This is a genomic window from Pseudomonas sp. PICF141 (assembly GCF_002286815.1).
Taxonomy (GTDB): Bacteria; Pseudomonadota; Gammaproteobacteria; order Pseudomonadales; family Pseudomonadaceae; genus Aquipseudomonas.
The window spans coordinates 86,409-111,503 of sequence record NZ_MUNM01000088.1 but is presented as its reverse complement, the minus strand read 5'-3'; the positions used below and the strand labels follow the sequence as shown (position 1 = coordinate 111,503).

The following is a 25,095-nucleotide window of genomic DNA, read 5'->3' as shown; positions in this document are numbered from 1 at the left end:
GATCAACGGGTAACGTAGCTTCGGTCATTGGCCCCCTCACCTTCCCGAAAATTGGCCGTTTGATTGCCCGATAGCGCGGCTTACTGTGGTTCCTGACGACTCACCACCTCAGGTAATCAACCATGAATGCGCTTCATTTTTTTGCTGCCCCTCTCGCCGCCTTGACGCTGAGCGTTACAACCCCGGCCTTCGCCCATGAGACGGCCCCGTCAGAAAAAGTCACCGTCCTGCAGGACCAGATGCTGAAAAATGCACCGGGCAAAAAAGCCTTGATGATCGAAGTCGATTACCAACCGGGCCAATCGTCCATCGCCCATAAACACCAGGGCACGGCGATGGCCTATGTGCTGTCGGGGGAGATCATTTCGCAAGTCAAAGGCGAAAAAGCCATCAACTACAAGGCCGGCGAGTACTGGTATGAACCGGCCGGCTCGGAACATCTGGTTTCGAAAAACGCCAGCGCTACCCAACCCGCCAAGCTGTTGGTATTCATGGTGTTGGCCCCGGATGAGCAAGTGTTGATTCCTTTGGAGAACTGATCGCTGCACATAAAAAAGTCTCGGCGCGATTGATGACCTCTTCGCGGGCAAGCCTCGCTCCTACAGTTTTTTGTGTTGAACGCCGATTTTGTGGACACCCGCAATCCCTGTAGGAGCGAGGCTTGCCCGCGAAGAGGCCGACCAGACACTCCAAAACCATCAGACAAAAAAAAGCCCCATCTCTTTCGAGACGGGGCTTTTTCATTCAACGCCTATCAGGCAGCCGGTTCCAGCTCGGTGCTGACAGCGGCAGGTGCAGTGGCAGGCACCACCGCTTGACCACTCAACGCCACATCCAGCAATTCACGGTTGGCCACCGCGTACATGGCGTAGTCGGTGCCGCTGGCGGCACGGATTTCCACCAGCATGGCGCGCCAGCGTTCGATCATGCCTTCGTGCTCTTCCATCCACAGCGCCAGGCGTGTTTCCACGTCCTGGGTGCCGTCGCCCTGTTGCAGGACCGAGATGGTGATCGCACGTTGTTGCCAGTCGACGTCATCACGGAACGCTTCACGGGCCAGGGCCTGCCAGTTGTTCTCAACCGGCAGGGCGCTGATCTGTTGCAGGTACCAGGTGATGTCCAGCGCACTGCCCACGGCGAAGTAGGCCTTGGCCACGTCCGCCGGGTCCTGGCCGGTCACGTCGGAAGCTTCGATGATCGGCAGCAGGGTGTACAGGTGCGTGGTGCCAGCCACCATGCGTGCCAGCAACTCCGGCACACCGGCTTCGACGTACGCCTGATAGCGGCCCTGCCAGGTTTCGCGAATCTCGCCACTGAGCAGTTCGTCAAGCTTGAGGCCCAACTCCTTCAGGTGCGGACCGAAATGCGCGACGTCACGGGCAGCGTTCTGCTCGTTGCGGCGGGCACGCAGGAACCAGCGGGTGGCGCGGCGGCCCAGACGCATCAGCTCGTCCATCAGCTCCAGTTGCACATCAGCGGAGACCTGGTAGTCCAGGCCTTCAATCTGCCGGAACCAGTGCGGGAGATGGAAGATGTCACGCACGATCACATAAGCGCCGGCCACGTTCGCCGGGCTCATGCCGGTGGACTCTTTGAGTCGTTGAACGAAGGTGATGCCCATGTGGTTCACCAGATCGTTGGCGATCTGGGTGCTGACGATTTCGCGCTTCAGACGGTGACGGCGCATGGCGGCGGAGAACTTGCTGACCAGCGTCGGCGGGAAAGCGGTTTCCATGTCGCGGGTCAGGTAGTCGTCGTCCGGCACCAAGGAGTTGAGCAGCGCTTCCTTGAGGTCGATCTTGCTGTAGGAAATCAGCACCGACAGCTCGGCACGGGTCAGGCCATGGCCCGCCGCGACGCGCTCGTTGATCGCCTCTTCAGACGGCAGGAACTCAATGGCGCGGTCCAGCTTGCCACGGCCTTCCAGGTCGTTCATCAGACGCTTGTATTCAGCGATCCGCGCATAAGCACGGCGGGCCGCCAGGGACAGTGCCTGAGTCTGCTTGTAGTTGTTGCCGAGCACCAGGTTACCGACTTCGTCAGTCATGCTCGCCAGCAACTGGTTACGTTGCTTGTCGGTCATGTCACCGGCATGAACCACTTCGTTGAGCAGGATCTTGATGTTCACTTCGTGGTCGGAGCAGTCCACACCACCGGCGTTGTCGATGAAGTCGGTGTTGGAACCGCCGCCATTGAGGCCGAATTCGACACGACCCAGCTGCGTCATACCGAGGTTACCGCCCTCGCCCACGACTTTGCAGCGCAGTTCGTTGCCGTTCACGCGCAGTGCATCGTTGGCCTTGTCGCCGACATCGGCGTGGCTTTCGGTGCTGGCTTTCACGTAGGTACCGATACCGCCGTTCCACAACAGGTCCACCGGTGCCTTGAGCAAGGCATTGAGCAGTTCGGTCGGGGTCAGCTTGTCAGCCTGAATATCGAAGCGCTCTTTCATCTGCGGGGAAATCGCGATGCTTTTTGCGCTGCGCGAGAAGATCCCGCCGCCTTCGGACATGATGCTGGTGTCGTAGTCCGACCACGCCGAACGCGGCAGATCGAACAGACGCTGACGCTCGGCGAAGCTGTTGGCTGGCTCCGGGTTCGGGTCGATGAAGATGTGCAAGTGGTTGAACGCAGCGACCAGTTGCAGCTTGTCGGACATCAGCAAGCCGTTACCGAACACGTCACCGGCCATGTCGCCGACGCCCACCACGGTGATGCTGTCTTCCTGGACATTGATGCCGCGCTCGCGGAAGTGGCGTTGTACGCCGACCCACGCGCCCTTGGCGGTGATGCCCATTTTCTTGTGGTCGTAACCTGCCGAGCCACCGGATGCAAACGCATCACCGAGCCAGAAGCCGTAGTCGATGGCGATGCCGTTGGCGATGTCGGAGAAGGTTGCAGTGCCCTTGTCCGCCGCCACTACCAGGTACGGGTCATCATCGTCATGACGCACGACGTTGGCCGGCGGTACCAGTACGCCGTCTTTCAGGTTGTCGGTGATGTCCAACAGGCCCGAAATGAAGATGCGGTAGCAGGCGATGCCCTCGGCCGCGATCTCGTCACGGCTGCCGCCCAGTGGCAGGCGACGCGGCAGGAAGCCGCCCTTCGCACCCACCGGTACGATGACCGAGTTCTTCACTTGCTGGGCTTTTACCAGGCCCAGGACTTCGGTACGGAAGTCTTCTTCCCGGTCAGACCAGCGCAGACCACCACGAGCAACGTTGCCGAAGCGCAGGTGCACGCCTTCGACACGAGGCGAGTAAACGAAGATTTCGAACTTCGGTACCGGCTTGGGCAGCTCCGGAATCAGGTGCGGGTTGAACTTGAAGCTGAAGTAGGACTTGTTCTGACCTTGGGCATCGGTCTGGTAGAAGTTGGTCCGCAGGGTCGCTTTGATCAGGTCCAGGTAACGACGCAGGATGCGGTCTTCGTTGAGCACCTGGACATCGTCCAGTGCTGTCAGAATCGCGTGTTCCAGGCGTTGTTGCTTGTCTTCCAGGTCATCGCTGGCCAGCTTGCGCGCCAGATAGAAACGGGTCTTGAACAACCGGGTCAACTCGCGAGCGATGTCGGTGTGGTTGTTCAGGGTGCTGGCGATGTAACCCAGGTCGAAGCCCAGACGGATCTGCTTCATGTAACGGGCGTAGGCACGCAGCAGCGCCACATCGCGCCATGGCAGGCCGGCGGTCAGCACCAGGCGGTTGAAAGCATCGTTCTCGGCATCGCCACGCACGATGTGGACGAAGGCGTCCTGCAAAGTGTCGTTGAGTTGCTGGATGTCGAGTTCCAGGCCTTCGGCGGCGGTGAACGCGAAGTCGTGGATCCAGAATTCGCGGCCATTGTTATGACGCAGGCGATACGGGAACTCACCCAGTACGCGCAGGCCGAGGTTTTCCAGGATCGGCAACACGTCGGACAACGCCAGCGGGGTGTCGGCGTGATACAGCTTGCAGTGCAGCATGCGCTGACCGGAGACCTGGGCCAGCGGCTGATAGAAGCTCATGACCAGCGGATTTTTTTCGCTCAGGCTCAGCAGGTGCTGCATATCGACCACCGCCGAGTGGGCGGCGAAACGCTCACGGTAACCGGCCGGGAAGCCTTTCGGGAAGTCGGCCAGCACGTTGGTGCCCTGGGCTTCGCCGAAGCTTTCGATTACCAGGCTCGCGTAGTCGTCCTGCCAGCTGCGGCAGGCTTGCACCACTTCTTTTTCCAGCAGAACCGGGTCGATGTCCAGACGGTTCTTCGGATCGACCCGCAGAATCAGTTGTACACGGGCCAGCACGGACTCGGAGAAGAATGTCCAGAATTCGCAGTCCGAGGCTTTCAGGCGATCCATCAGCACTTGCTGGATCTTCTGGCGCACTTCGGTGGAGTAAATGTCACGCGGCACGTAGGCCAGGCAATAGCAGAAACGGCCGTACGGGTCTTTGCGCAGGAACACGCGGATCTTGTTGCGTTCCTGGATCTGTACGATCGACATCACGGTGGTGAACAGCTCATCCACCGGAGTCTGGAACAAGTCGTCACGCGGCAGCACTTCAAGCACCTGGGCCAGTTCCTTGCCCAAGTGAGCCTTGGCCTGGAAGCCCGAACGCTGTTCGATGATCTCGACCTTGCGACGGATGTAAGGAATGACCCGCACGCTTTCGCCGTACACCGAGGAGGTGTACAGGCCCATGAAGCGGCATTCTTTAACGACGTTGCCATCGGCATCGATCTGGCGGATCGACACGTAATCCGGGTAAGCCGGACGGTGAACACGGCTTGGGTGTGCAGCCTTGGCGAACGACAGCGGCGTCGGTTCGCGCAGGTAGTTCACGGCGTAGTCTTCGATGCGCAGGTCGTCGACGGTGAGGCCGGCGCGCAGCAGCTTGGTCAGGCCGAGGAACGAGTTCTGGTCATATTCGATGTGACCGCCGTTCTGATCCTCGCCCACCACGAATTCTTCGTAGCCCAGGAAAGTGAAGTGGTTGCCCACCAGCCATTCCAGGAAGCTCTTGATCTCGGATTTTTCGTCGGCGTTGATGATGAACTGGCTGTTATCGATGCCTTCGATCAGCTCCTGGACCTTGGCTTTCATCGGTTCGAAATCGGCGACCGCGACGCGGACTTCACCGAGAACCTGCTCCAGCTCTTTGGTCAGGACGTTCAGTTCGGCCGTGTTGGCGCAACGGTCGATTTCCAGGTACATCAGCGATTCTTGCAGAATGCCTTCGCCCTGGGTGCCTTTGGGCAGGATTTCCAGCAGCTCGCCCTTGCTGCCGCGACGCACGCTCAGCACAGTGGTTTGCAGGGTATGAATGCTGTAGCCGCGACGGTTCAGCTCGGTGCGCACCGAGTCCACCAGAAACGGCAGATCGTGGTGCAGCACTTCGACCGCGGTGTGGGTCGACTGCCAGCCGTGGCGTTCATAATCGGGGTTGTAGACGCGCACTTGCGGATGCGCGTGATCGAAGCGCTCAAGCAGGCGCCACGCAGAAAGAGTGCAGCCGGCGAGGTCGGACAACCGACGCTGGGTCAGCTCGTCCAGGGAAATAATGCCGAAGAATTGTTCAGCGAACAGCGCCACTTGTGGCAGTGCCTGTTCACTGATGTGCTGCGCCAGTGCCGCTTGCAGTTGGTGCTGGAAGTCGGCTTTGCTGGCTGCGGTGAAGAACGCCATCTGTGGTACTCCGCTTGGGCTTGTTATTGATGGAAGCGTCGCGTGCAAACCCCTTTCGGGGCAATCCGTCACCCTGTTCCTGATTCTCGGGCAGAGGAAACAGGATGACAGGTGGGTGAAGCTGGACGAGACACTCAGGTCACATTCACCTTCCATTGAATGGGCATCTGCAAAAACGACTGGCCCGGGTAGCGGCGCAATGCCTTTACGGGTGCTCATCCGTTGCGCAGCTTAACGACTGCGGCAAGGGCCATGCTTGCAGCGCTGCGACATATTCGGTCAACGGTACGCAGCGCGCGGCAGGCGCCTCGAACAACATTAGCAGCCGTGTAGAAAATCGGGCACTTTATGCCCGGTTTTACGGCACCTGCGTGCCAGAAGTGACCAGCAACACCCCGAATGTTCACGACACATCTTCTGACACTCAGCCGAGCAGAAATTCCCGAGGGCTGGCAGAATCGTCTTTTATTGCGTTCACCACGCTCGCCGAGCCAGGATTTTCCCCATGCAAATGACAACCGACCTCTTGATCGCCAACCCGTGCGACGAAGAAGAAGACAACTTGGCCATGCTCTGCTGCACCAGCGCTGACGGCGAAATGTTCCTGATGAGCCGCTTTCCGGACGAGGATGAGCTGGAGATCATCTTCCACGACAAGCCTTCGGCCCTTAACGGCGTGAAAGTCACCCTCAGTCCTGATCGCCTGCTGATCGAAATTGCCGCCGCGGACGCCGATGTGCTGGGTGGCGAAGATTCGCTGGAAATCCTGCACAGCACCGATGCGCAGGATCTGGCTGAAGTGCAAGAGACCTTGCAGAACATCCTCAAGGGGACGGGTACTTACATCAGCAAGCTCTGATGGTGTTTGAGCTGGCGCCTTCGCGGGCAAGCCTCGCTCCTACAGGTTTTGCGTAAGACGCGGCGCCTCGGTTCCTGCAGGAGCGAGGCTTGCCCGCGAAGGCGTCCAAAAGAACACCGCAACACCCACCCCCTACAAAATTCCAACAGTTTCACCCATCAATTCCCGCACTTTGCACAAAATGCCGTTAGTCGGCGCACCCTGCGATGGATTAAAGTAACGCCCCCAGCCCTGGCGTTATTCGAACGTCTTCGGTCACCCTTTCCAGGAACAGTCATCGATGGAACATCGTGAAGCGCTGCTCGCGCTGCGAACCTTTCTTTCAACGCAGATTCTCGGCCAGGAAAAACTCATTGAGCGCTTGCTCATCGCCTTGCTCGCCGACGGCCACATGCTGGTCGAGGGCGCTCCGGGCCTGGCCAAGACCAAGGCCATCAAAGAGCTCGCCGAAGGCATCGAAGCACAGTTCCATCGCATCCAGTTCACCCCCGACCTGCTGCCAGCCGACATCACCGGCACGGAAATCTATCGCCCGGAAACCGGCAGTTTCGTATTCCAGCAAGGCCCGATCTTCCACAACCTGGTGCTGGCGGACGAAATCAACCGTGCCCCGGCCAAGGTTCAGTCAGCCCTGCTCGAAGCCATGGGCGAGCGCCAGGTCAGCGTCGGGCGCAGCACCTACGACTTGTCGCCGCTGTTTCTGGTCATGGCCACGCAAAACCCCATCGAGCAGGAAGGCACCTACCCGCTGCCCGAAGCCCAGCTCGACCGTTTCCTGATGCACGTGAAAATCGGCTTCCCTGATGCCGCCGTCGAACGGCGGATCCTGCAACAGGCTCGCGGCGAAGCGCTGCACGGCGAAACCAAGCCCGAGCGTCGGGTCAGCCAACAGGCGATCTTCGCCGCGCGCAAGGAAATCCTCGGGTTGTACATGGCCGACGCCGTGGAGGAATACCTGGTGCAACTGGTCATGGCCACACGCATCCCGGCCAAGTTCGACCCGGAAATGGCCGAATGGATCGCCTACGGCGCCAGCCCGCGGGGTTCCATCGCCCTGGACCGTTGCGCCCGGGCCCACGCCTGGCTGGCCGGTCGCGACTTCGTCAGCCCGGAAGACATTCAGGCGGTGCTGTTCGATGTATTGCGCCACCGAATCATTCTTTCCTTTGAAGCCGAAGCCGCTGGCATCGACCAGGACCGGGTGGTCCAGCGGATTCTCGACGTCGTAGCCGTCGCTTGACCCCGATGAACGTCCTTCTGCCGCCCGAGCCGGGCATCCGTGTCAGCCTTTCCGAGCTGATCCAGATGCGTCATCGCGTGCGTGAAGTGCAATTATTTTCCACGCCGAGCCAGCGCAGCCCGCTGATCGGCCTGCACCATTCCAAATTGCGCGGGCGCGGAGTGGATTTCGATCAAGTGCGGGTGTATCAGGCCGGCGATGACGTGCGAAGCATCGACTGGCGCGTCACCGCCCGGACCCAGGAGCCCCACACCAAGTTGTTCCATGAGGAACGCGAGCGACCGATTTTCATCATGGTCGAACAAAGCCGCCGGCTTTTCTTTGGCTCCGGGATGATGTTCAAATCGGTGCTGGCCGCCCAGGCGGCGAGCCTGATTGGCTGGGCCGCACTGGGCCATAACGACCGGGTCGGCGGGCTGGTGTTCGGCGACGACGAACACTACGAAATCAAACCGCGACGCAGCAAACAGAGCCTGCTGCAATTGCTCAACCGACTGGTGCGGGTCAATCAGTCGTTGCACACTGAGCGCGAGCCGGATCGCGACGCCTTCGGCATTGCCCTGCGCCGCGCCCGGGAGGTATTGCGTCCTGGTAGCCTGGTGGTTGTGATTTGCGATGAACGCGCCTTGTCCGACGGGGCCGAGCAGCAGTTGAGCCTGTTGTCACGCCATTGCGACCTGTTGCTGCTGCCCGTGTCCGATCCGCTGGATCACGCCCTGCCCGCGGCCGGGCTTCTACGCTTCGCGGAACGGGGGGCGCAGCTGGAACTCGACACATTGAATTTCGACTTGCGCCAGGCCTATCGCGCACAAGCGGAAGCGCGTATCGCCCGTTGGGAGCTGCTGGCGCAGAAACTGCGGGTATTGCTGATGCCGTTGAGCACCCAGAGCGAAATGATCGAGCAACTGCGCGAATACCTGAACCCGCAGCGGCCGGGGAAAAGTCGATGAGCAGCCTCGATCAACTGCAACCGCTGATTGCCCCGCCACCGATCGGCTTCTGGCCGCCGGCACCGGGCTGGTGGCTGCTGCTGTTATTGCTGCCATTGATCGGTTTCGGCGTGTGGCAATTGCACCGTTTCATTGCGAACAAACGCCCTGTCGTCCGCGCCGAACAACCCCTGGACCCGGTGCGCCTGGCAGCCCTGGCCGAACTCGCCCTGATGCCCAAACCCTACGACGGCGCCCCGGCCGGCGCCTGGCTGCAGCAACTCAATGGCTTGCTCAAACGCCTGTGCCGCAACCATTACCCCTACAGCCAGAGCCACACCCTTAACGGGCGCAAGTGGCTGGCGTTCCTTGATAACCGCTGCCCGGCCGCCGGCCTGACGCGCTGGATGGTGCTGGTGGAAGGCGCCTACAAACCCGAGTGCAAACTCGACGACAAGGCCATCGCAGGCCTGACTCAAGCTGTCGATACCTGGATTCGCAAACATGTTTGAATTCGCCTGGCCATGGATCTTCGCCCTGCTGCCATTGCCCTGGCTGATGCGGCTGTTGCTGCCGGTGGCCGACAGTGGCGAACCGGCGCTCAAGGTCAGCTTCCTCAACGAACTGGAAGGCCTCGCTCGCCGCCGCGCCCGGGCGAATCTGCCAACATGGCGCCAGCAAGCACCCTTCATTCTGCTATGGCTGTTTTTGCTGATCGCGGCCGCACGTCCGCAATGGCTCGGCGAGCCCCTGCCGATTGCCGCCAGCGGCCGCGACTTGCTGGTGGCGGTGGACGTATCCGGCTCGATGGATTTCCCCGACATGCGGTGGCAGGACGAAGAGGTCAGCCGACTGACATTGGTGAAACATCTGCTCGGTGATTTTCTGGAAAGCCGCGACGGCGACCGGGTCGGCTTGATCCTGTTCGGCAGCCAGGCGTATCTGCAAGCGCCATTGACTTTCGACCGGCACACCGTGCGCGTCTGGCTCGATGAAGCGCGGATCGGCATCGCCGGCAAGAACACCGCCATCGGCGATGCCATCGGCCTGGCCCTCAAACGCCTGCGGCAACGTCCGGCACAAAGCCGTGTGCTGATTCTGGTCACCGACGGTGCCAACAACGGCGGCGAGATCGACCCGCTGACCGCCGCGCGACTGGCAGCCAACGAAGGCGTGAAAATCTACCCGATCGGTATCGGCGCCGACCCGGAGCAAAGCGGCACCCTGGGTTTTCTTGGCATCAACCCCAGCCTGGACCTCGACGAACCGGCCTTGAAAGCCATCGCCCAGGCCACTGGCGGCCAGTACTTCCGCGCCCACGACGGTGAGGAATTGCAGGCGATCAAGCGCACCCTCGACAAACTGGAACCGGTGACGCAACAACCCACTCAGGCCCGCCCCGCCCGAGCGTTGTATCACTGGCCTCTGGCGATGGCCCTGCTGTTGAGCATGCTGCTGGTGATCCGCGAGCGCTGGCCCGACAACCCGTTGCAACGGCTGTTTACCGAAAAGCTGTTTAGCAAAGAGCGGTTTCTGCAAACCCAACTGCCCGACTGGCGGCAGCGGCTTAAACGCCTGCGTCTGCGGAGGCGTCGATGATTGCGCTCTGGCCGCACTGGTTCCGCCCCTTGTGGCTGCTGTTGCTGCCGCTGCTGGGCTGGTTGCTCTGGCAACTCTGGCACCGGCAGAAACGCGCCGGGCGCTGGCAAATGATTCTGCCACCGGCCTTCCATGCCGCGTTGCTCAGCGGTGGCAGCGGTCGCGAAAGCAAACTGCCATGGATCGCCCTGGGCCTGGCGTGGGTGCTGACGGTGCTGGCGCTGCTGGGGCCGAGCTGGCAGCGCGTCGAACAGACCAGTCAGAAACCCGCCGACCCACTGGTGGTGTTGCTTGAGCTGACCCCGGAAATGCTCGCCACCGACAGTGCGCCGAACAGGCTGGAACAAGCACGGCGCAAGCTGTTCGACCTGCTGCAAAACCGCAGCGACGCGCAGACCGCAATCATCGTCTATGCCGGCAGCGCCCACACCTTGGTGCCGCTGTCGGATGACCTGTCGACCAGTCGCAACCTGGTGGATGCACTCAAGCCGTCGCTGATGCCCCTGGCCGGTCATCGTGCCGATCTGGCGGTGACCAAGGCCCTTGCGCTGCTGGATCAGGGCGCCCTCGGCCAGGGGCGGATCCTGCTGATCGGTTCGTCGCTGACGGAACAGGAGCGCCAAGGGATTCGTCAGGCGCTGGACGACAAGCCCACGCCATTTCTGATGCTCGGGATCGGCACCGCCGAAGGGGCGCCGGTCGCGCAGGATGACGGCAGTTTTCTCAAGGATGATGCAGGCGCAATTCTGGTGCCCCGCCTGGACGGCCCCAGCCTGAAAGCCTTTGCCAACGGCCTTGGCGGACGTTATCGGCAGGCGCGGCTGGACGATACCGACCTGCGTGGCCTGGGCCTTCTCGACGGCCCACGGGATCTGCGTAACGACGGTCAGACGTTGCGCCTCGACACCTGGGCCGATCAGGGCTATTGGCTGCTGCTGCCCCTGTTATTGCTGGCCGCCTGTGCCGGGCGCCGGGGGTGGCTGTTCTGCCTGCCGCTGTTGTTCGTGCTGCCGCAACCGAGCTACGCCTTCGATTTCGAGGACTTGTGGCTGCGTCCCGATCAGCAAGGCCTGCATTTACTCAAGCAAAAGCGCCCGGCCGAGGCCGCCCGGCGTTTCGACGATCCGCAGTGGCAAGGCGTGGCGCTCTATCAAGCCGGCGACTACAGTGGCGCCGCCCAGCGGTTTGCCCAAGGCAATGACGCCCACGCCCACTACAATCGGGGTAATGCCCTGGCCAAAAGCGGTGAGCTGGAAGCGGCGCTGGATGCCTACGATCAAGCGCTGGAACGTCAACCGGATCTGCGCCCGGCCCTGACCAACAAGGCATTGGTGGAAAGCCTGCTCAAGCAGAAAACCTCTGCGCCGCCCGTCGAGCCGGACAAAACCGCCGATGGCAAAACCGAAAGCATCACCCAGGAACCGCCGCCCGGCAGCGCCACCCAACCCAGCAATGGCGAGCCGAAAACCGATGCCGGGCAAACCCCGCCGGAGACCGGGCAGCCGCCCACGACGCCACCGCAACCGGGCGCCAATGAAGTCCCGGGCAGCGAGTTGGGCGATGAGCAAAGCACCACGCCACCGCGACGCCCGGCCAGCGACATGCTTGAAGGCGAGCAGCTCCAGGCGCTGGAGCAATGGCTGCGCAAAATCCCGGATGACCCCGGCGAATTGCTCAGACGCAAATTCTGGTACGAACAGCAACAACATCAGGATCAGGAAAAAACTCGATGACCCGCTTCACCGCCTTATTGCTCGCACTGTTGCCCGCCCTGTTGCTCAGCACCGCACAGGCCCAGGCCGTGGGGTTGGTCGCCAGCGTCGATCGCAGCCGCCTCAATTCCGGCGAGACGGTCGAGCTGACCCTGGAGTCCAGCGACGTGACTCAGTTCGGTAAACCCGACCTGACCCCGCTGGAGCCGCTGTTCGAAGTGCGCGGCACCCGCCAGGTCAACCAATTGAACACCCTCAACGGCGACACTCAGGCCACCACTCGCTGGATCATCACCCTGCTGCCCCGGCAAAACGGCAGCGTGGTGATTCCATCGCTGCAACTGGGCGATGTCCAGAGCCAGCCGATTACCGTGCAAGTGGTCGAGAGCGAAACCCAGGACAGCAGCAACGCACTGGCGCCGGTGTTCATTGAGGCCAGCCTCGACCAGAACAGCGTCTATGTGCAGGCTCAGGCGATCCTGACCTTGCGCATTTACCATTCGGTGTCGCTGTACGACGACAGCAGCCTGACCCCGTTGCAGATTCCCGATGCGCGCATCGAGCAACTGGGTGACTCGCGCACCTACGAGAAAGTCATCAACGGCCTGCGCCATGGCGTGATCGAGATGCGCTACGCGATTTATCCGCAGCACAGCGGTGAATTGATTATTCCGGCGCAGATGTTCAGTGCCACGCCCGTCGATACCCGACCGTCCCAGGACGCAACGCCACAAGGGCCGAAACCGGGCAAGCAGATGCGCGTCAAATCCGCCGAGATCCCGTTGACGGTCAAGGCCAAACCCGGCACGTATCCGGCCGATGTGCCCTGGCTGCCGGCCCGCAGCCTGAGCCTGAGCGAAAGCTGGAGCCCGGAGCCGGATCATTTGCAGGTCGGCGAATCGCTGACCCGCAGCCTGACCCTGAACGCCGAAGGCCTCGCCAGTTCGCAACTGCCACCGCTGCCCGCCACCGAGATCAACGGCCTGCGGCGCTATCCGGATCAACCGGTGCTGGACAACCAGAGCAGCGAACGCGGTTTGATTGGCAGTCGTGAAGACCGTGAAGCTCTGGTGCCGACCCGCACCGGCAACATCGAGTTGCCCAGCGTTGAAGTGGTCTGGTGGAACACCTTCGAAGATCACCTGGAACACAGCAGCCTGCCGGCCCGCACGCTGCAAGTGGCGAGCAACCCGAGCCTGATCGTCGATACCCCGGCGGGCAGCCCGCAGGCGACGTCCGGTGCCAACAACGAAGCCTTGTGGTGGAAACTCAGCACCGTGATGTTGGCCTGCACCACCCTGCTGGGCTTCGGTCTCTGGTGGCGCGCCCGTTCGCAGCCGGCAATCCAGCGTGCCGCGCAAACCGGCCCGAGCCCACGCACCCTGCTCGACGACCTCAAACGCGCCTGCCAGGCCAACGACTCCCACGCCACCCGCCAGGCCCTCGACGCCTGGGCCCGACAACAACCGGAAACCCTGGCCGACATGGCCGCGCGTTTTGTGCCGCTGTCCGATGCCCTGGACGGCCTGAACGGCGCGCTGTACAGCGAAACCGGGCAATATTGGCAAGGCGAAGATCTGTGGCGCGCGATTCGCGCGATCCCGACCGCCGAAGGGGTTCAAGACCTGGTCGGCGATACCGGGTTGCCGCCGCTGTATCCCAAATAGTCCCGCTCAATGGAATGGATGAGCTGTTGTGGCGAGGGGGCTTGCCCCCGTTCGGCTGCGAAGCAGTCGTGAATCCAGGTAACTCGGTGAGCCTGAAGAATTGTAGGGGGCGCTTCGCACCCCAACGGGGGCAAGCCCCCTCGCCACAGAAAAGTCCTACCGCCACAAAATCAGTGTCTGACCACATCCCATCTGTTTGCCAGTAAACTCTCCCCTCTTTAGCCGCCATCATTTTCCTCGCGGCCATCACCTTATTTTGTTGCGGAGAACGCCTTGCGTCTGTTTCATACCTCCGACTGGCACCTTGGGCAGAACCTGCACGGCCAGGAACGCGATTTCGAGCACGCCTGCTTTCTCGATTGGTTGCTGCGCCAGCTGAAGCTGGATCAGCCTGATGTGCTGCTGATCGCCGGCGATATCTTTGACACGGTCAACCCGCCGGTCAAAGCCCAGGAACGCCTCTACGACTTCATCGTCAGCGCCCACGAGCAGCAGCCGTTGCTGACCATCGTGATGATCGCGGGCAACCACGATTCCGGCTCGCGCATCGAACTGCCCGCGCCGTTGATGCGGCGCTTGCGCACCCACGCCCTCGGTCGTGTGCTGTGGCTCGATGACGGTCAACTGGATGCCGAGCGCCTGTTGTTGCCGTTGCCGGATGCCAGCGGCGAAATTGCCGCCTGGTGCCTGGCGTTGCCCTTCCTGCGCCCGGCCGAAGTGACCGGCGCGCATTTGGGTGATAACTACTTGCGGGGCATCGGCCAGGTTCATGAATGGCTGATCGAAGCGGCCAACGCCAAGCGCAAGCCGGGCCAGGCGCTGATCGCCATCAGCCATGCGCACATGGCCGGTGGCTCGGTCTCGGAAGATTCGGAGCGCAGCCTGATCATCGGCAACGCCGAAGCCCTGCCCGCCAGCCTGTTCGGGCCGAGCATCAGTTACGTCGCCCTCGGGCATTTGCACAAGCCACAGAAGGTCAACGGTGAAGAGCGCATTCGCTACTGCGGCTCGCCGATTCCCTTGTCGTTCTCCGAGATCAATTACCCGCATCAGATCCTCGACATTCAGCTCGATGGCGAAACATTGGTCAGTGTCGAACCGCGCCTGATTCCGCGTTCCGTCCACTTGCAACGCCTGGGCTGCGCGCCGTTGGCAGAAATCCTGTTGCAACTGGCCGACCTGCCCAACATCGACCTGCTCGCCGATATCCAGCGCCAGCCATGGCTGGAAGTGCGGGTCCGTCTCGACGAACCGCAACCGGACCTGCGCCATCAAGTGGAAACCGCCCTGCAAGGCAAAGCCGTGCGCCTGGTGCGAATTGCCGCCGAGTACGCCGGCAACGGCAGCCGCGACGGCGTCGATGACGGCACAACCTTGATCGAACTGGATCAGCTTTCGCCCCAGGAACTGTTCAGCCGCGCGTGGCAGGACAATTACGGCAGCGAGGTCGACGAGCAAACACTCAAGGACTTCGCCGAGCTGTTGCAAGACGTGCAAATGGAGAGCGAACAACCATGAAGATTCTCGCGATCCGCCTGAAAAACCTCGCCTCCCTGGCCGGGCCGTTTGAGATCGACTTCACGGCGGAGCCTTTGGCCAGTGCCGGTCTGTTCGCGATCACCGGCCCGACCGGTGCCGGCAAAAGCACGCTGCTCGACGCGCTGTGCCTGGCGCTGTTTGGCGCTGTGCCGCGCCTGAACAATACCGGTCGCGACGCCAAGGTCCCGGATGCCGATGGCGAAATCGGCACCGGCGACCCGCGCACCCTGCTGCGGCGTGGCACCGGAGAAGGCTATGCCGAAGTGGATTTCGTCGGCATCGACGGTCGCCGTTATCGCGCTCGCTGGGAGGCCAATCGCGCCAGGGAAAAGGCCGGCGGCAAGCTGCAAGCCAGTCGCCAGAGCCTGCGTGACATCGATCAGGATCAACTGCTGGCCAGCCAGAAAGGCGAATACAAAGCGCAACTCGAAGCCGCGCTGGGCCTGAACTTCGAACAGTTCACCCGTGCCGTGATGCTGGCCCAGAGCGAGTTCAGCGCCTTCCTCAAGGCTGACGACAACGACCGCAGCGAACTGCTGGAAAAGCTCACCGATACCGCGCTTTACACCCGTCTCGGTCGCCGCGCCTTCGACAAGACCAAAGAGGCTCGCGAAGCCCACAAGCTGTTGCAGGATCAGGCCACCGGGGTCACGCCACTGTCGCCGGAAGCCCGGGCCGAACTCGATGAGCGCTTCAACGACGCTCAGCAGCAACTCAAGACCCAGCAGGCACAGCTTAAACAGTTGGAGTTGCAACACACCTGGCTCAAGGACCTGCGCCAGTTGCAAGACTCGCAACACAGCGCCACCGAGCAACTGCAATCTGCCCAGCAACACTGGAACAGCCTGGCCGGCGAACGCTTGAAGCTGACCCGCCTGGAGCAACTGGCCCCGCAACGGCATCAGTTCGCGCGCAAGACCGAACTGACCACCCAGCTCACGCCACTGGCGGCGCAGGTGCAGCAGCACACGCGGGAGCAAAGCGAGCTGACCGAGCGACAGACTCAACTCGAACAGAGCCTGAGCGCTGCGCAAACGGCGCTGACCCAAGCGCAAAGCCAACACACCTCCAGCGCGCCCCTGCTGCGTCAGGCCTTCGAAGAGCAAAGCACCCTCGCCCGCCTGGCCAAGGACGCCAGCCTCAGTGCCGACCTCAAGCAGCAGGCGGAACAGGCCTGCACTCAGGGTCAGGGCACGATTCAGGGTTTGCTCGAGCAACAGAAACAGGTCGCCGAACGGTTGCAGCGGATTGCCGGGGAGCTTGAGCAGAGCACCCATCTGGCGCCATTGAGCGATGCCTGGAACGCCTACCGCGATCGCCTGCAACAACTGATGCTGATCGGCAATCGCCTGAACAAGGGCCAGGCCGAACTGGCCGCCCTCGAGCAAAGCGCCGCCCGCGCCGCCGAGGAACTGGCCACCCAGCACCAGAGCCTTGAGGTGCTGTACAAAGAGGCCGGCGCCGAGCCTGAAGCGGTGGCCGAGCAGATTCAGATTCTCGGCAGTTTGCTACAGGACAATCGCAAACAACTGCGGGCCTTTGAAGAGCTGACGCGACTGTGGGCCAGCCAGCAGGAACTGGACAAACGGGGCGCCGAGCTTCAGCAGCGGCAACTCGCCGCTCAGCAAGAGCGCGATCGTGTGACCCAGGACGGCGTGAAGGCCAAGGCCGAGCTGACCGTCGCCGAACAGACCCTGACCGTCACCCGCGAACTGCTGGAACGTCAGCGTCTGGCGCGCAGTGCCAGTGTCGAAGAACTGCGCGCACAGTTGCAGGACGATCAGCCGTGCCCGGTTTGTGGCAGCCCGGACCATCCTTATCATCAGCCCGAAGCCCTGCTGCAAAGCCTCGGCAGGCATGATGAAAGCGAACAGGCCAACGCCCAGAAAGCCGTCGACCTGCTCAAGGAAAAACTCACCGACCTGCGCGCCGAAGTCGGCGGCTTGATTGCTCAGCAAAAGGAATTGCTGCAACAGCAGGAACAACTCGCGACTCAGCAACAAGGCCTGACGCCGAGCCTGGAAGCACACCCGCTGTCCGCGCAACTGTTGGCCCAGGACGCCAGTAAACGTGAGGCTTGGCTGATCCAACAAAGCCGCCAGTTGAACCAGAGCATCACGCAGGATGAACAACGACAAAGCGCCCTGCTCACCCTGCAACAGGATGCCGCGCGCCTGGCGCAACAACTGCGCAGCGCGGAAGCGGTGAGTCAGCAAGCCACCCTACACCTGACCAACCAACAACGTGAATTGAGCACTGATCGCCATCGTCTGGACGAAGAACTGAAGGCGTTCAGCACCCTACTCCCGGCCGATACGCTGGAGGCCTTGCGCAACGAACCTGCCGCGACTTTCATGCAGCTCGATCGGCAGATCGCCCAGCGTCTGGAACAACTCGACCAGCAGCGTGAAGAACTCGGCGAACAGCAACAGCGCCAGCAGACACTGGAGAAAGAACAATACCAACAGCAGACCCGCCTTGAGCAATTGGAAACTGCCCGGCAGCAATTCACGGCGCTGGCCGGGCAGCAACAGGCTTGCCAGGTAAAACTGACTGAACTGCTGGGCGAGCATGCCAGCGCCGAACAATGGCAGCAGCAACTGGATCAGGCCGTCGACCAGGCGCGCACTGCCGAAGCGACGGCCAATCAGGAACTGCAAACCGTACGCACGCGCTTGGTGCAACTGGCCGCTGAGCTGAAGGCTCGCCAGGAACGACTGCTAGCGCTGGAAACCGAAGATCGCGAGCTGAGCGCCAAGATCGCCGACTGGCGCGCGCAACATGCAGAACTGGACGACGGTGGACTGGAAGATCTGTTGAGCGTCGATGACCAATACGTCAGCGATCTGCGTCAGCGATTGCAGCAGAGCGAAAAAGCCATCGAGCAAGCCAGGGTGCTGTTGCAGGAACGCGATCAACGCTTGCTCGATCATCAGGCGCAGCACAACGGCAATCTCGATGCCGAACAACTGGCCACGACGCTGGCCGAGCTGCAAAACCTGTTCGCCGCCAGCGAGCACCGCTGTGCCGAATTGCGCGCCGAACAGGCCGAGGATCAGCGTCGACAGAATGCCAATCAGGCGCTGGCGCAGCAGATTGCCGACGCCTACGCCGAGTACCAGCGTTGGGCACGTTTGAGTGCGCTGATCGGTTCCGCCACCGGCGACACCTTCCGCAAGATCGCCCAGGCCTACAACCTCGATTTGCTGGTGCATCATGCCAACGCCCAGCTGCGGCAACTGGTGCGGCGCTATCGTTTGAAACGCGGCGGCAGCATGCTCGGGTTATTGGTGATGGACACCGAGATGGGCGACGAATTGCGCTCGGTGCATTCGCTGTCCGGCGGCGAGACATTCCTGGTGTCGCTGGCCCTGGCGCTCGGTTTGGCGTCGATGGCGTCGAGCACGCTGAAAATCGAATCGCTGTTCATCGACGAAGGCTTTGGCAGTCTCGATCCTGAATCCCTGCAACTGGCCATGGACGCTCTCGACGGCTTGCAGGCGCAGGGACGCAAGGTCGCGGTGATTTCCCATGTGCAGGAAATGCATGAACGGATTCCGGTGCAAATCCAGGTTCACCGTCAAGGCAACGGCCTGAGTACGCTGGAGGTGAAATGAATACGCTGTATTCGTTCCGCCGCTGCCCCTACGCCATGCGCGCACGCATGGCACTGCGCTACTCGGGGGTTGTGGTGCAGATTGTCGAGGTGAGCCTCAAGGCCAAACCGGCCGACATGCTCGCGCTGTCGAGCAAAGGCACGGTGCCGGTGCTGAGTGTGGATGGGCGGGTGATCGATGAAAGCCTGGACATCATGCGCTGGGCACTGGCGCAGAACGATCCGCAGGACTGGTTGCTCAAGGATGACCCACAAGCACAGCAACACAGCGCGGCGTTGATCGAAAAGAACGATCAGGTGTTCAAGGTGCACCTGAATCGCTACAAGTACGCCGAACGTTATCCCGAGCAGCCGATGGCGTTTTACCGGTCGGAGGGCGAAGTGTTTTTGCGCAAACTGGATGGATTGTTGGAGGGACGCGACTACTTGCTGGCCGACCACCCGAGCCTGGCGGACGTCGCCGTGATGCCGTTCGTGCGGCAATTCGCCCACGTGGACCGCGAGTGGTTCGGGCAGACGCCTTATGTGCGGTTGCAGGCGTGGTTGCAGTGCTTCATCGAGTCAGATCTGTTCACATCAATAATGAAGAAATAGCCAAGCCACCTGTAGGAGCGAGGCTTGCCCGCGAAAGCGGTGGGTCAGTGTCAACATCTGTGCTGGATGTTATGGCCTTTTCGCGGGCAAGCCTCGCTCCTACAGGGGCAGGGAGAACATTCAAGCCAACACCGCGCACATCCCCAACACCGAGCAATCCACCTGGAACGGCCCGAAGAATTCGCCATTGGGTTTGATCGGCGGATTGCCCACCAACTGCTCCAGAGCCTTGGCGGTCTGAATGTTGTGGGCGATGTTGTGGTTGCATTCGATAGCCCGCGCCACCGACCCCGCCGAACCCTGCCCGATCCCAAGCAAAGAAGCGCCATTGGTCATGAATGCCAGGAAGGCGACGACCCACAATTTGCGTCCTTTCATGCCCCCACCACTCCCGCCACGTCCGCATGATCGACCACTACGTTTGGCGCGCGGTGTTCCAATTGAATGGCGGGATAAGCGACCTGGATCGGTGCTTGAATATTGTGTTGCGATTGGGCCGAAAGGCTGACGACCAACACCATGGCCACGTAAAGACCGATGGCCAGGTAGGCGCCGTGTTTGGCAGAAGTGATGATTGCACTGGCCATGGTGTTCTCCGTGGGCATGTTTCAGTGCCCACAGAATCGATCAAAAAACCAAAGATAACCAGCGAGCTTTATGCATAGTGGCTATCAGTTTTATTGATCATTCACCCGCATGTTTCAGTCTTCGATAAAACTCATCAAGCGCTCACGGGCCGCATCCGGCTCGTCAGGAACGGGCTGGGCAGCCGACAGAATCGGTGTGGAATAGAGAAACAGGAGAACCATTGCCAGACGCATCGCCATGCTGCCGATCCTTTTAGAGAAGGAGTCAAAAAATCAGCGTCAAATTTAAACTCATGGCCATGTGATATCAAGCAAGACATTGATAGCAATATGATGCTGTCGTAATCGCGTTATGCAGGAGCGACATCACTTCGATGCTTTTCGACACCTGGGCAGCTCGATCAGCAAGTGAGTTCGCTCCTGCATAAAAGTGCAGGGTCTACGTTTCAGTGTTGGGATTTGTGATCCAGTGCGGCGTAGAAATTGGCGCTCTGTTGCAGGTATTTCGGGGTGTAGCTTTGGGTGTGGGATTTTTTGTCGCTGATTTCAACGTTGGCATTGGCGGGTAATGCAACAGTGGCGGAAATAGCGGAAGCGGCGATGACAGAGAAGAGATTGAAATTCATGGCGGTGTTCCTCGATTCAGTTGGCTTCATGCCCGGTGGGGCCGTGAAGCAAACTTAACTCCCGAGGGTCGGTGCCTTGAAATGCTTTGCAACATTAGCCGATATCAGTCTCATTAATAGAAGGTTGCAGGCCCCATCAACCGGGGCCTGCGGTCTATTGACGCACCAGGAACTTGAGATCGCTTGGGGCATCCATCGGCAATTTCTGCACGGTTTTACCCAACAGCCCGGTCTTGGCATCGCGCTCGACGACGACAATCTGGTTGCTCTTCTGATTGGCAATCAGCACGAACTTGCCACTCGGGTCGAGGCTGAACTCGCGCGGGTGATCACCGTCCACGGAGCGGCGCTGGAGCTCCTTGAGATGGCCGGTCGCCGGGTCAATGGCGAACACCAACAACTGATTGGTGGTGCCCCGGTTGCTGACATAAAGGAACTTGCCGTCGACCGAGGCGTGAAGCGCCGCCGCAGCCTTGCCCGACGTCGGCAGACCTGCCGCCAGATCGACCAACTGCGTTTGCTCAAGCGTGCCGTCGCGGTAATCGAACACGGCGACCTGCGCGCTCATTTCCAGGGTCAGCCAGGCGTGCTTGCCATCGGCACTGAACAGCAAGTGTCGCGGCCCGCTACCAGGTGGCAACTGGACGGACGCAGGTTTGGCGGCGGTCAACGGTCGTTCCGGATTGGCCTTGGGATCGAAGCGATAGACGAAAATCTTGTCCGCTCCCAAGTCGTTGGAAAACACGTAGTGGCCATCCGGCGATGAAACAACCGAATGCACGTGCGCCGACTTCTGCCGCTCGGGGTTGACCCGGCTGGACGGATGACTGCTCATCTGCACCACGGGTTTTAGCTTGCCGTCGGTGCCCACCGGTAACACCGCCAGGGTGCCGCCCGGGTCTTCAGCCACCGAGTAGTTGCTGACAAACACGTGACTGGCATCGCCGCTGACGCTTGAGTGCGTCGGCTCATTGCCCAGGGTTTGCACCTGACTGATCAGGTTCAATTCATTGGTCTTCGGGTCAATTGCATAACTGCTGATACGCCCTACCGGATCCGCCTGCCCCGGGCCGTTTTCGTTGACCGCGAACAGGCGCTGTTGATCCTTGGATACGGCGAGCCAGGACGGGTTGGCGCTCTTCACCACCTGCAGGGGTTTGGCGTCGATCTGCCCGGTACGGCTGTCGAAGCTCAGACGATAAATCCCCTGGCTCTGGCCGGCGGTGTAGGAACCTACCAGCAATTCGTGACTGTCGACCGGGGCCGCTTGCACGCCCATCGCGCCGACACTGCCGGCAATCAACAGTGGCCAGAAGTTACGCATCCTCATTCGTTTCGTCCTCGTCATCCTGACCACCGAATGCTTCCATAGGCACCAACCGGTGCTCACCGGAATCGCCGGTGATGATCCAGCTCTTCAAGTCGGGATCGAACGTCGCCGCCGCGATCTGCGCCATGCTGAACTCCCAGCGCTTGAGCGCCCGACCGTCCATGCATTCGATGTGCAGGTTGTCGTCTTCATCGAGGGAAAAGTCGAACGCGTGCAGCCCGTCGATTTCAAGCATGTCGCAGACTTCGAGGGCGCTGAGCAAGGTGTTGGATACGGCAGTCATGGCAGTCAATCTTTGAATGGGAAAGACGCAATAATAACTCATCACACCGCAATGATCGTTCCCCCGCTCCGCGTGGGAATGCAGCCAGTGACGCTCTGCGTCACATCAACAGCCGAACGCAGAGCGTCCGTTGAGGCATTCCCACGCAGAGCGTGGGAACGATCAGTTCCAGCGGACCGAGCCAATCAGCTATGGGCGGCTAGAGCGCATCACGCGATGGCGCGCCATCGACCAGGCGCTGGATGCGCAGCGGATTGCCGTTCTTCAGCGCGTCCGGCAGCAGGCTGTCGGGGTAGTTCTGGAAGCACACCGGGCGCAGGAAACGGTCGATGGCCAGGGTGCCCACCGAGGTGCCGCGTGCATCGGACGTCGCCGGATACGGCCCGCCATGAACCATCGAGTCGCAGACTTCCACACCGGTCGGATAACCGTTGAGCAGGATTCGTCCGACTTTCTGCTCCAGCAATGGCGTCAGTTCGCCGAATTGTTCGAAGTCCGCCGGCTCACCGATGATCGTTGCCGTCAGCTGCCCATGCAGACCGTTCAATGCGGCACTGAGTTGCGCCTGATCTGCCACTTCGACGAACACCGTGGTCGGGCCGAACACTTCCTCTTGCAGCACTTCATCGCCATCGAGCAGCAGGCTGACATCGGCCTTGAACAGTTGCGGTTGCGCCTGATTGCCTTGCTGCGGGTTGCCGGCCAAATGCTCGATTTGCGGGTGTGCCAGCAGCTTCTGCAGGCCCTTGCCATAGCTGCTCAACGTGCCGGCATTGAGCATGGTTTGCGCCGGTTGATCGCCCATCAGCCCCGCCACTTGCTGCACGAACCCGCTGAACTGCGCCGAACGAATGCCGATCACCAACCCCGGATTGGTACAGAACTGCCCACAGCCCTGCACCACCGATGCCGTGAGGTCACGGGCGATACCTTCAGCACGAACTTCCAGCGCTTGCGGCAGCACGATCACCGGGTTGATGCTCGACATCTCGGCGAACACCGGAATCGGCTGCGCACGGGCTGCGGCCATGTCGCACAGCGCTCGGCCACCTTTGAGCGAACCGGTAAAACCGACCGCCTGAATGGCCGGGTGCTTGACCAGCGCTTCACCCACTCCGCCGCCGTAGATCATGTTGAACACGCCAGCCGGCATGGCGGTTTTTTCGGCCGCGCGGATCACGGCCTCGGCCACCCACTCGGCAGTGGCCATGTGACCGCTGTGGGCCTTGAACACCACCGGGCAACCGGCGGCCAAAGCTGAAGCGGTGTCGCCGCCTGCCGTGGAAAACGCCAGCGGGAAGTTGCTCGCGCCAAACACGGCGACCGGCCCGAGGCCGATGCGGTACTGACGCAAATCCGGACGCGGCAATGGCGTACGTTCGGGCAGCGCACGATCAATCCGCGCCCCATAAAAATCACCACGCCGCAGCACCTTGGCGAACAGGCGCATCTGGCCGCTGGTGCGCCCCCGCTCACCTTGAATACGACCGGCCGGCAACGCGGTTTCGCGACAGACCACCGCGACAAAGTCATCGCCCAACGCGTCCAGTTCATCGGCAATCGCATCGAGAAATTGCGCACGTCGTTCGGCGCTCAGGCTGCGATAGGCCGGGTAAGCAGTGGCGGCGGCCTTCGCGGCGGCGTCGACTTCTTCAAGGGTGGCCTGATAGAAATCATGGGGCAAAGCCTCGCCGGTGCTGGCGTCGATGCTCTGGAGTTTGACCGCGCCAGCGGCGCTGCGCTGCCCGCCAATGTAGTTGTGACCAAGAATCCGGGTCATGGGTGTCTCCTTAAAGTGTGCCGACGGTGCCGGGTTCGAACGCCGCTTCAACGGGCTCAATGCCGTTGATCAAGGGCGCGCCGAACTCGGCCTGGCTGATCTCGAACACGTCACCTGGTTGGGTGTGGATGCCGTCAGCGAAAGACAGGGTCGCGGTGCCAAAGAAATGAATGTGCACATCGCCAGGGCGCAGGAATTGGCTGTACTTGAAATGGTGATACTCGAGGTTTGCCAGGCTGTGGCACATGTTCGCTTCACCACTGAGGAACTCGTTCTGCCACAACACTTCACCATTGCGCAGGATACGGCTGATGCCGGCCAGATGCCGGGGCAACTCGCCAACCCGAAGCTCCGGGCCATAGCTGCAACTGCGCAATTTCGAATGGGCCAGATAGAGGTAATTCTTGCGTTCCATCACGTGATCGGAGAACTCATTACCCACCGCGAAACCGAGGCGATACGGTTTACCGTCGTGGCCGATCACATAGAGGCCGCTGAGCTCGGGCTCCTCCCCGGCATCTTCGGCAAACGGCGGCAACGGGAACGGTTTGCCCGGACGCACAACGATGCTGCCATCGCCCTTGTAGAACCACTCCGGTTGCACGCCGGCCTGGCCGGAGGCAGGTTTACCGCCCTCCACGCCCCATTTGAAGATGCGCATGGTGTCGGTCATGGCGGTTTCGTCGCCGACCTGCTGATGCATTTTGTCCCGGGCCGAAGCGCTGCCCAGATGGGTCAGGCCGGTGCCGCTGACCAGCATATGCGCAGGGTCCGGGTGATCCAGCGGCGGCAGGATTTGCAGATTGGCCAGCAGCGCTGAATAGTCATGGCTGATGCCCAACCCCAGGGTTTGAATCTGTTGCTCAAGATTGACCCCTGCCTCGATCGCCGCCAGCGCCAGATCCCGCACCGAGCGCGCGTCCTGCACTTCGCGCACCAGGCCATCCTCGACCACGCCGACACGGCGTTCGCCATTATTCAATTCGAACTGAACCAAACGCATGATTTTCTCCTGTAAAACAATTCTTCAAAACACCGAAAAAACCTGTGGGAGCGGGCTTGCCCGCGATGA

20 protein-coding genes are annotated in these 25,095 nt (G+C 61.2%); 11 read left to right on the top strand and 9 right to left on the bottom strand.

Annotated features, from left to right (window positions below; genetic code table 11):
- The first annotated feature begins 122 nt into the window (after window positions 1-122).
- Window positions 123-539: a cupin domain-containing protein gene (locus BZL43_RS26905; RefSeq protein ID WP_095635087.1), complete on the top strand. Its 417-nt coding sequence runs from the start codon at window positions 123-125 to the stop codon at window positions 537-539.
- Between the two features lie 215 nt (window positions 540-754).
- Here BZL43_RS26905 and BZL43_RS26900 read toward each other — a convergent pair whose 3' ends face one another.
- Window positions 755-5,662, bottom strand: a complete 4,908-nt coding sequence (locus BZL43_RS26900; protein WP_095635086.1) for an NAD-glutamate dehydrogenase — start codon at window positions 5,660-5,662, stop codon at window positions 755-757.
- 505 nt (window positions 5,663-6,167) lie between these two features.
- Between BZL43_RS26900 and BZL43_RS26895 the strand changes: the two genes are divergently transcribed.
- The 10 genes from BZL43_RS26895 (at window position 6,168) to BZL43_RS26845 (ending at window position 19,417) form a co-directional block, all read left to right on the top strand.
- Window positions 6,168-6,521 (top strand): hypothetical protein, encoded by a 354-nt coding sequence (locus tag BZL43_RS26895; protein WP_095635085.1) that lies wholly within the window; start codon window positions 6,168-6,170, stop codon window positions 6,519-6,521.
- Between the two features lie 280 nt (window positions 6,522-6,801).
- The gene (locus BZL43_RS26890; RefSeq protein ID WP_095053787.1) at window positions 6,802-7,761 is read left to right on the top strand and encodes a MoxR family ATPase; all 960 of its coding nucleotides are present in this window, start codon (window positions 6,802-6,804) and stop codon (window positions 7,759-7,761) included.
- A gap of 5 nt (window positions 7,762-7,766) precedes the next feature.
- Window positions 7,767-8,711 carry a DUF58 domain-containing protein gene (locus tag BZL43_RS26885; RefSeq protein WP_095635084.1) on the top strand — a complete coding sequence of 315 codons (945 nt, stop codon included), beginning with the start codon at window positions 7,767-7,769 and terminating at the stop codon, window positions 8,709-8,711.
- Window positions 8,708-9,202 carry a DUF4381 domain-containing protein gene (locus BZL43_RS26880; RefSeq protein WP_095635083.1) on the top strand — a complete coding sequence of 165 codons (495 nt, stop codon included), beginning with the start codon at window positions 8,708-8,710 and terminating at the stop codon, window positions 9,200-9,202. The genes BZL43_RS26885 and BZL43_RS26880 overlap by 4 nt, the downstream gene beginning before the upstream one ends.
- Entirely contained in the window at window positions 9,195-10,289 is a 1,095-nt protein-coding gene (locus BZL43_RS26875; protein ID WP_095635082.1) for a VWA domain-containing protein, read from the top strand. Before BZL43_RS26880 ends, BZL43_RS26875 begins: the two co-directional genes overlap by 8 nt.
- Window positions 10,286-12,022 (top strand): tetratricopeptide repeat protein, encoded by a 1,737-nt coding sequence (locus tag BZL43_RS26870; protein WP_095635081.1) that lies wholly within the window; start codon window positions 10,286-10,288, stop codon window positions 12,020-12,022. The genes BZL43_RS26875 and BZL43_RS26870 overlap by 4 nt, the downstream gene beginning before the upstream one ends.
- The gene (locus BZL43_RS26865) at window positions 12,019-13,668 is read left to right on the top strand and encodes a BatD family protein (RefSeq protein ID WP_095635080.1); all 1,650 of its coding nucleotides are present in this window, start codon (window positions 12,019-12,021) and stop codon (window positions 13,666-13,668) included. The genes BZL43_RS26870 and BZL43_RS26865 overlap by 4 nt, the downstream gene beginning before the upstream one ends.
- 273 nt (window positions 13,669-13,941) lie before the next feature.
- The gene (locus BZL43_RS26855) at window positions 13,942-15,186 is read left to right on the top strand and encodes an exonuclease SbcCD subunit D C-terminal domain-containing protein (RefSeq protein ID WP_095635078.1); all 1,245 of its coding nucleotides are present in this window, start codon (window positions 13,942-13,944) and stop codon (window positions 15,184-15,186) included.
- Window positions 15,183-18,824 (top strand): AAA family ATPase, encoded by a 3,642-nt coding sequence (locus BZL43_RS26850; RefSeq protein ID WP_095635077.1) that lies wholly within the window; start codon window positions 15,183-15,185, stop codon window positions 18,822-18,824. Before BZL43_RS26855 ends, BZL43_RS26850 begins: the two co-directional genes overlap by 4 nt.
- Window positions 18,821-19,417 carry a glutathione S-transferase gene (locus BZL43_RS26845; protein ID WP_095635076.1) on the top strand — a complete coding sequence of 199 codons (597 nt, stop codon included), beginning with the start codon at window positions 18,821-18,823 and terminating at the stop codon, window positions 19,415-19,417. The genes BZL43_RS26850 and BZL43_RS26845 overlap by 4 nt, the downstream gene beginning before the upstream one ends.
- A 120-nt stretch (window positions 19,418-19,537) precedes the next feature.
- Here BZL43_RS26845 and BZL43_RS26840 read toward each other — a convergent pair whose 3' ends face one another.
- The 8 genes from BZL43_RS26840 to araD1 form a co-directional block, all read right to left on the bottom strand.
- A complete protein-coding gene (locus BZL43_RS26840; RefSeq protein WP_095635075.1) occupies window positions 19,538-19,795 on the bottom strand; it encodes a hypothetical protein in 258 nt (85 codons plus the stop codon).
- Entirely contained in the window at window positions 19,792-20,004 is a 213-nt protein-coding gene (locus tag BZL43_RS26835) for a hypothetical protein (RefSeq protein WP_095635074.1), read from the bottom strand. The genes BZL43_RS26840 and BZL43_RS26835 overlap by 4 nt, the downstream gene beginning before the upstream one ends.
- A gap of 114 nt (window positions 20,005-20,118) precedes the next feature.
- Window positions 20,119-20,244, bottom strand: a complete 126-nt coding sequence (locus BZL43_RS28685) for a hypothetical protein (protein WP_256582920.1) — start codon at window positions 20,242-20,244, stop codon at window positions 20,119-20,121.
- Between the two features lie 206 nt (window positions 20,245-20,450).
- Window positions 20,451-20,630, bottom strand: a complete 180-nt coding sequence (locus tag BZL43_RS26830) for a hypothetical protein (protein WP_095635073.1) — start codon at window positions 20,628-20,630, stop codon at window positions 20,451-20,453.
- 154 nt (window positions 20,631-20,784) lie between these two features.
- Window positions 20,785-21,954 (bottom strand): lactonase family protein, encoded by a 1,170-nt coding sequence (locus tag BZL43_RS26825; protein ID WP_168185150.1) that lies wholly within the window; start codon window positions 21,952-21,954, stop codon window positions 20,785-20,787.
- Window positions 21,947-22,243 carry a DUF5629 family protein gene (locus BZL43_RS26820; RefSeq protein WP_095635071.1) on the bottom strand — a complete coding sequence of 99 codons (297 nt, stop codon included), beginning with the start codon at window positions 22,241-22,243 and terminating at the stop codon, window positions 21,947-21,949. Before BZL43_RS26820 ends, BZL43_RS26825 begins: the two co-directional genes overlap by 8 nt.
- 199 nt (window positions 22,244-22,442) lie before the next feature.
- A complete protein-coding gene (locus tag BZL43_RS26815; RefSeq protein ID WP_095635070.1) occupies window positions 22,443-24,023 on the bottom strand; it encodes an aldehyde dehydrogenase (NADP(+)) in 1,581 nt (526 codons plus the stop codon).
- Between the two features lie 10 nt (window positions 24,024-24,033).
- A complete protein-coding gene (araD1, locus tag BZL43_RS26810) occupies window positions 24,034-25,026 on the bottom strand; it encodes an AraD1 family protein (protein WP_095635069.1) in 993 nt (330 codons plus the stop codon).
- Window positions 25,027-25,095 lie beyond the last annotated feature (69 nt).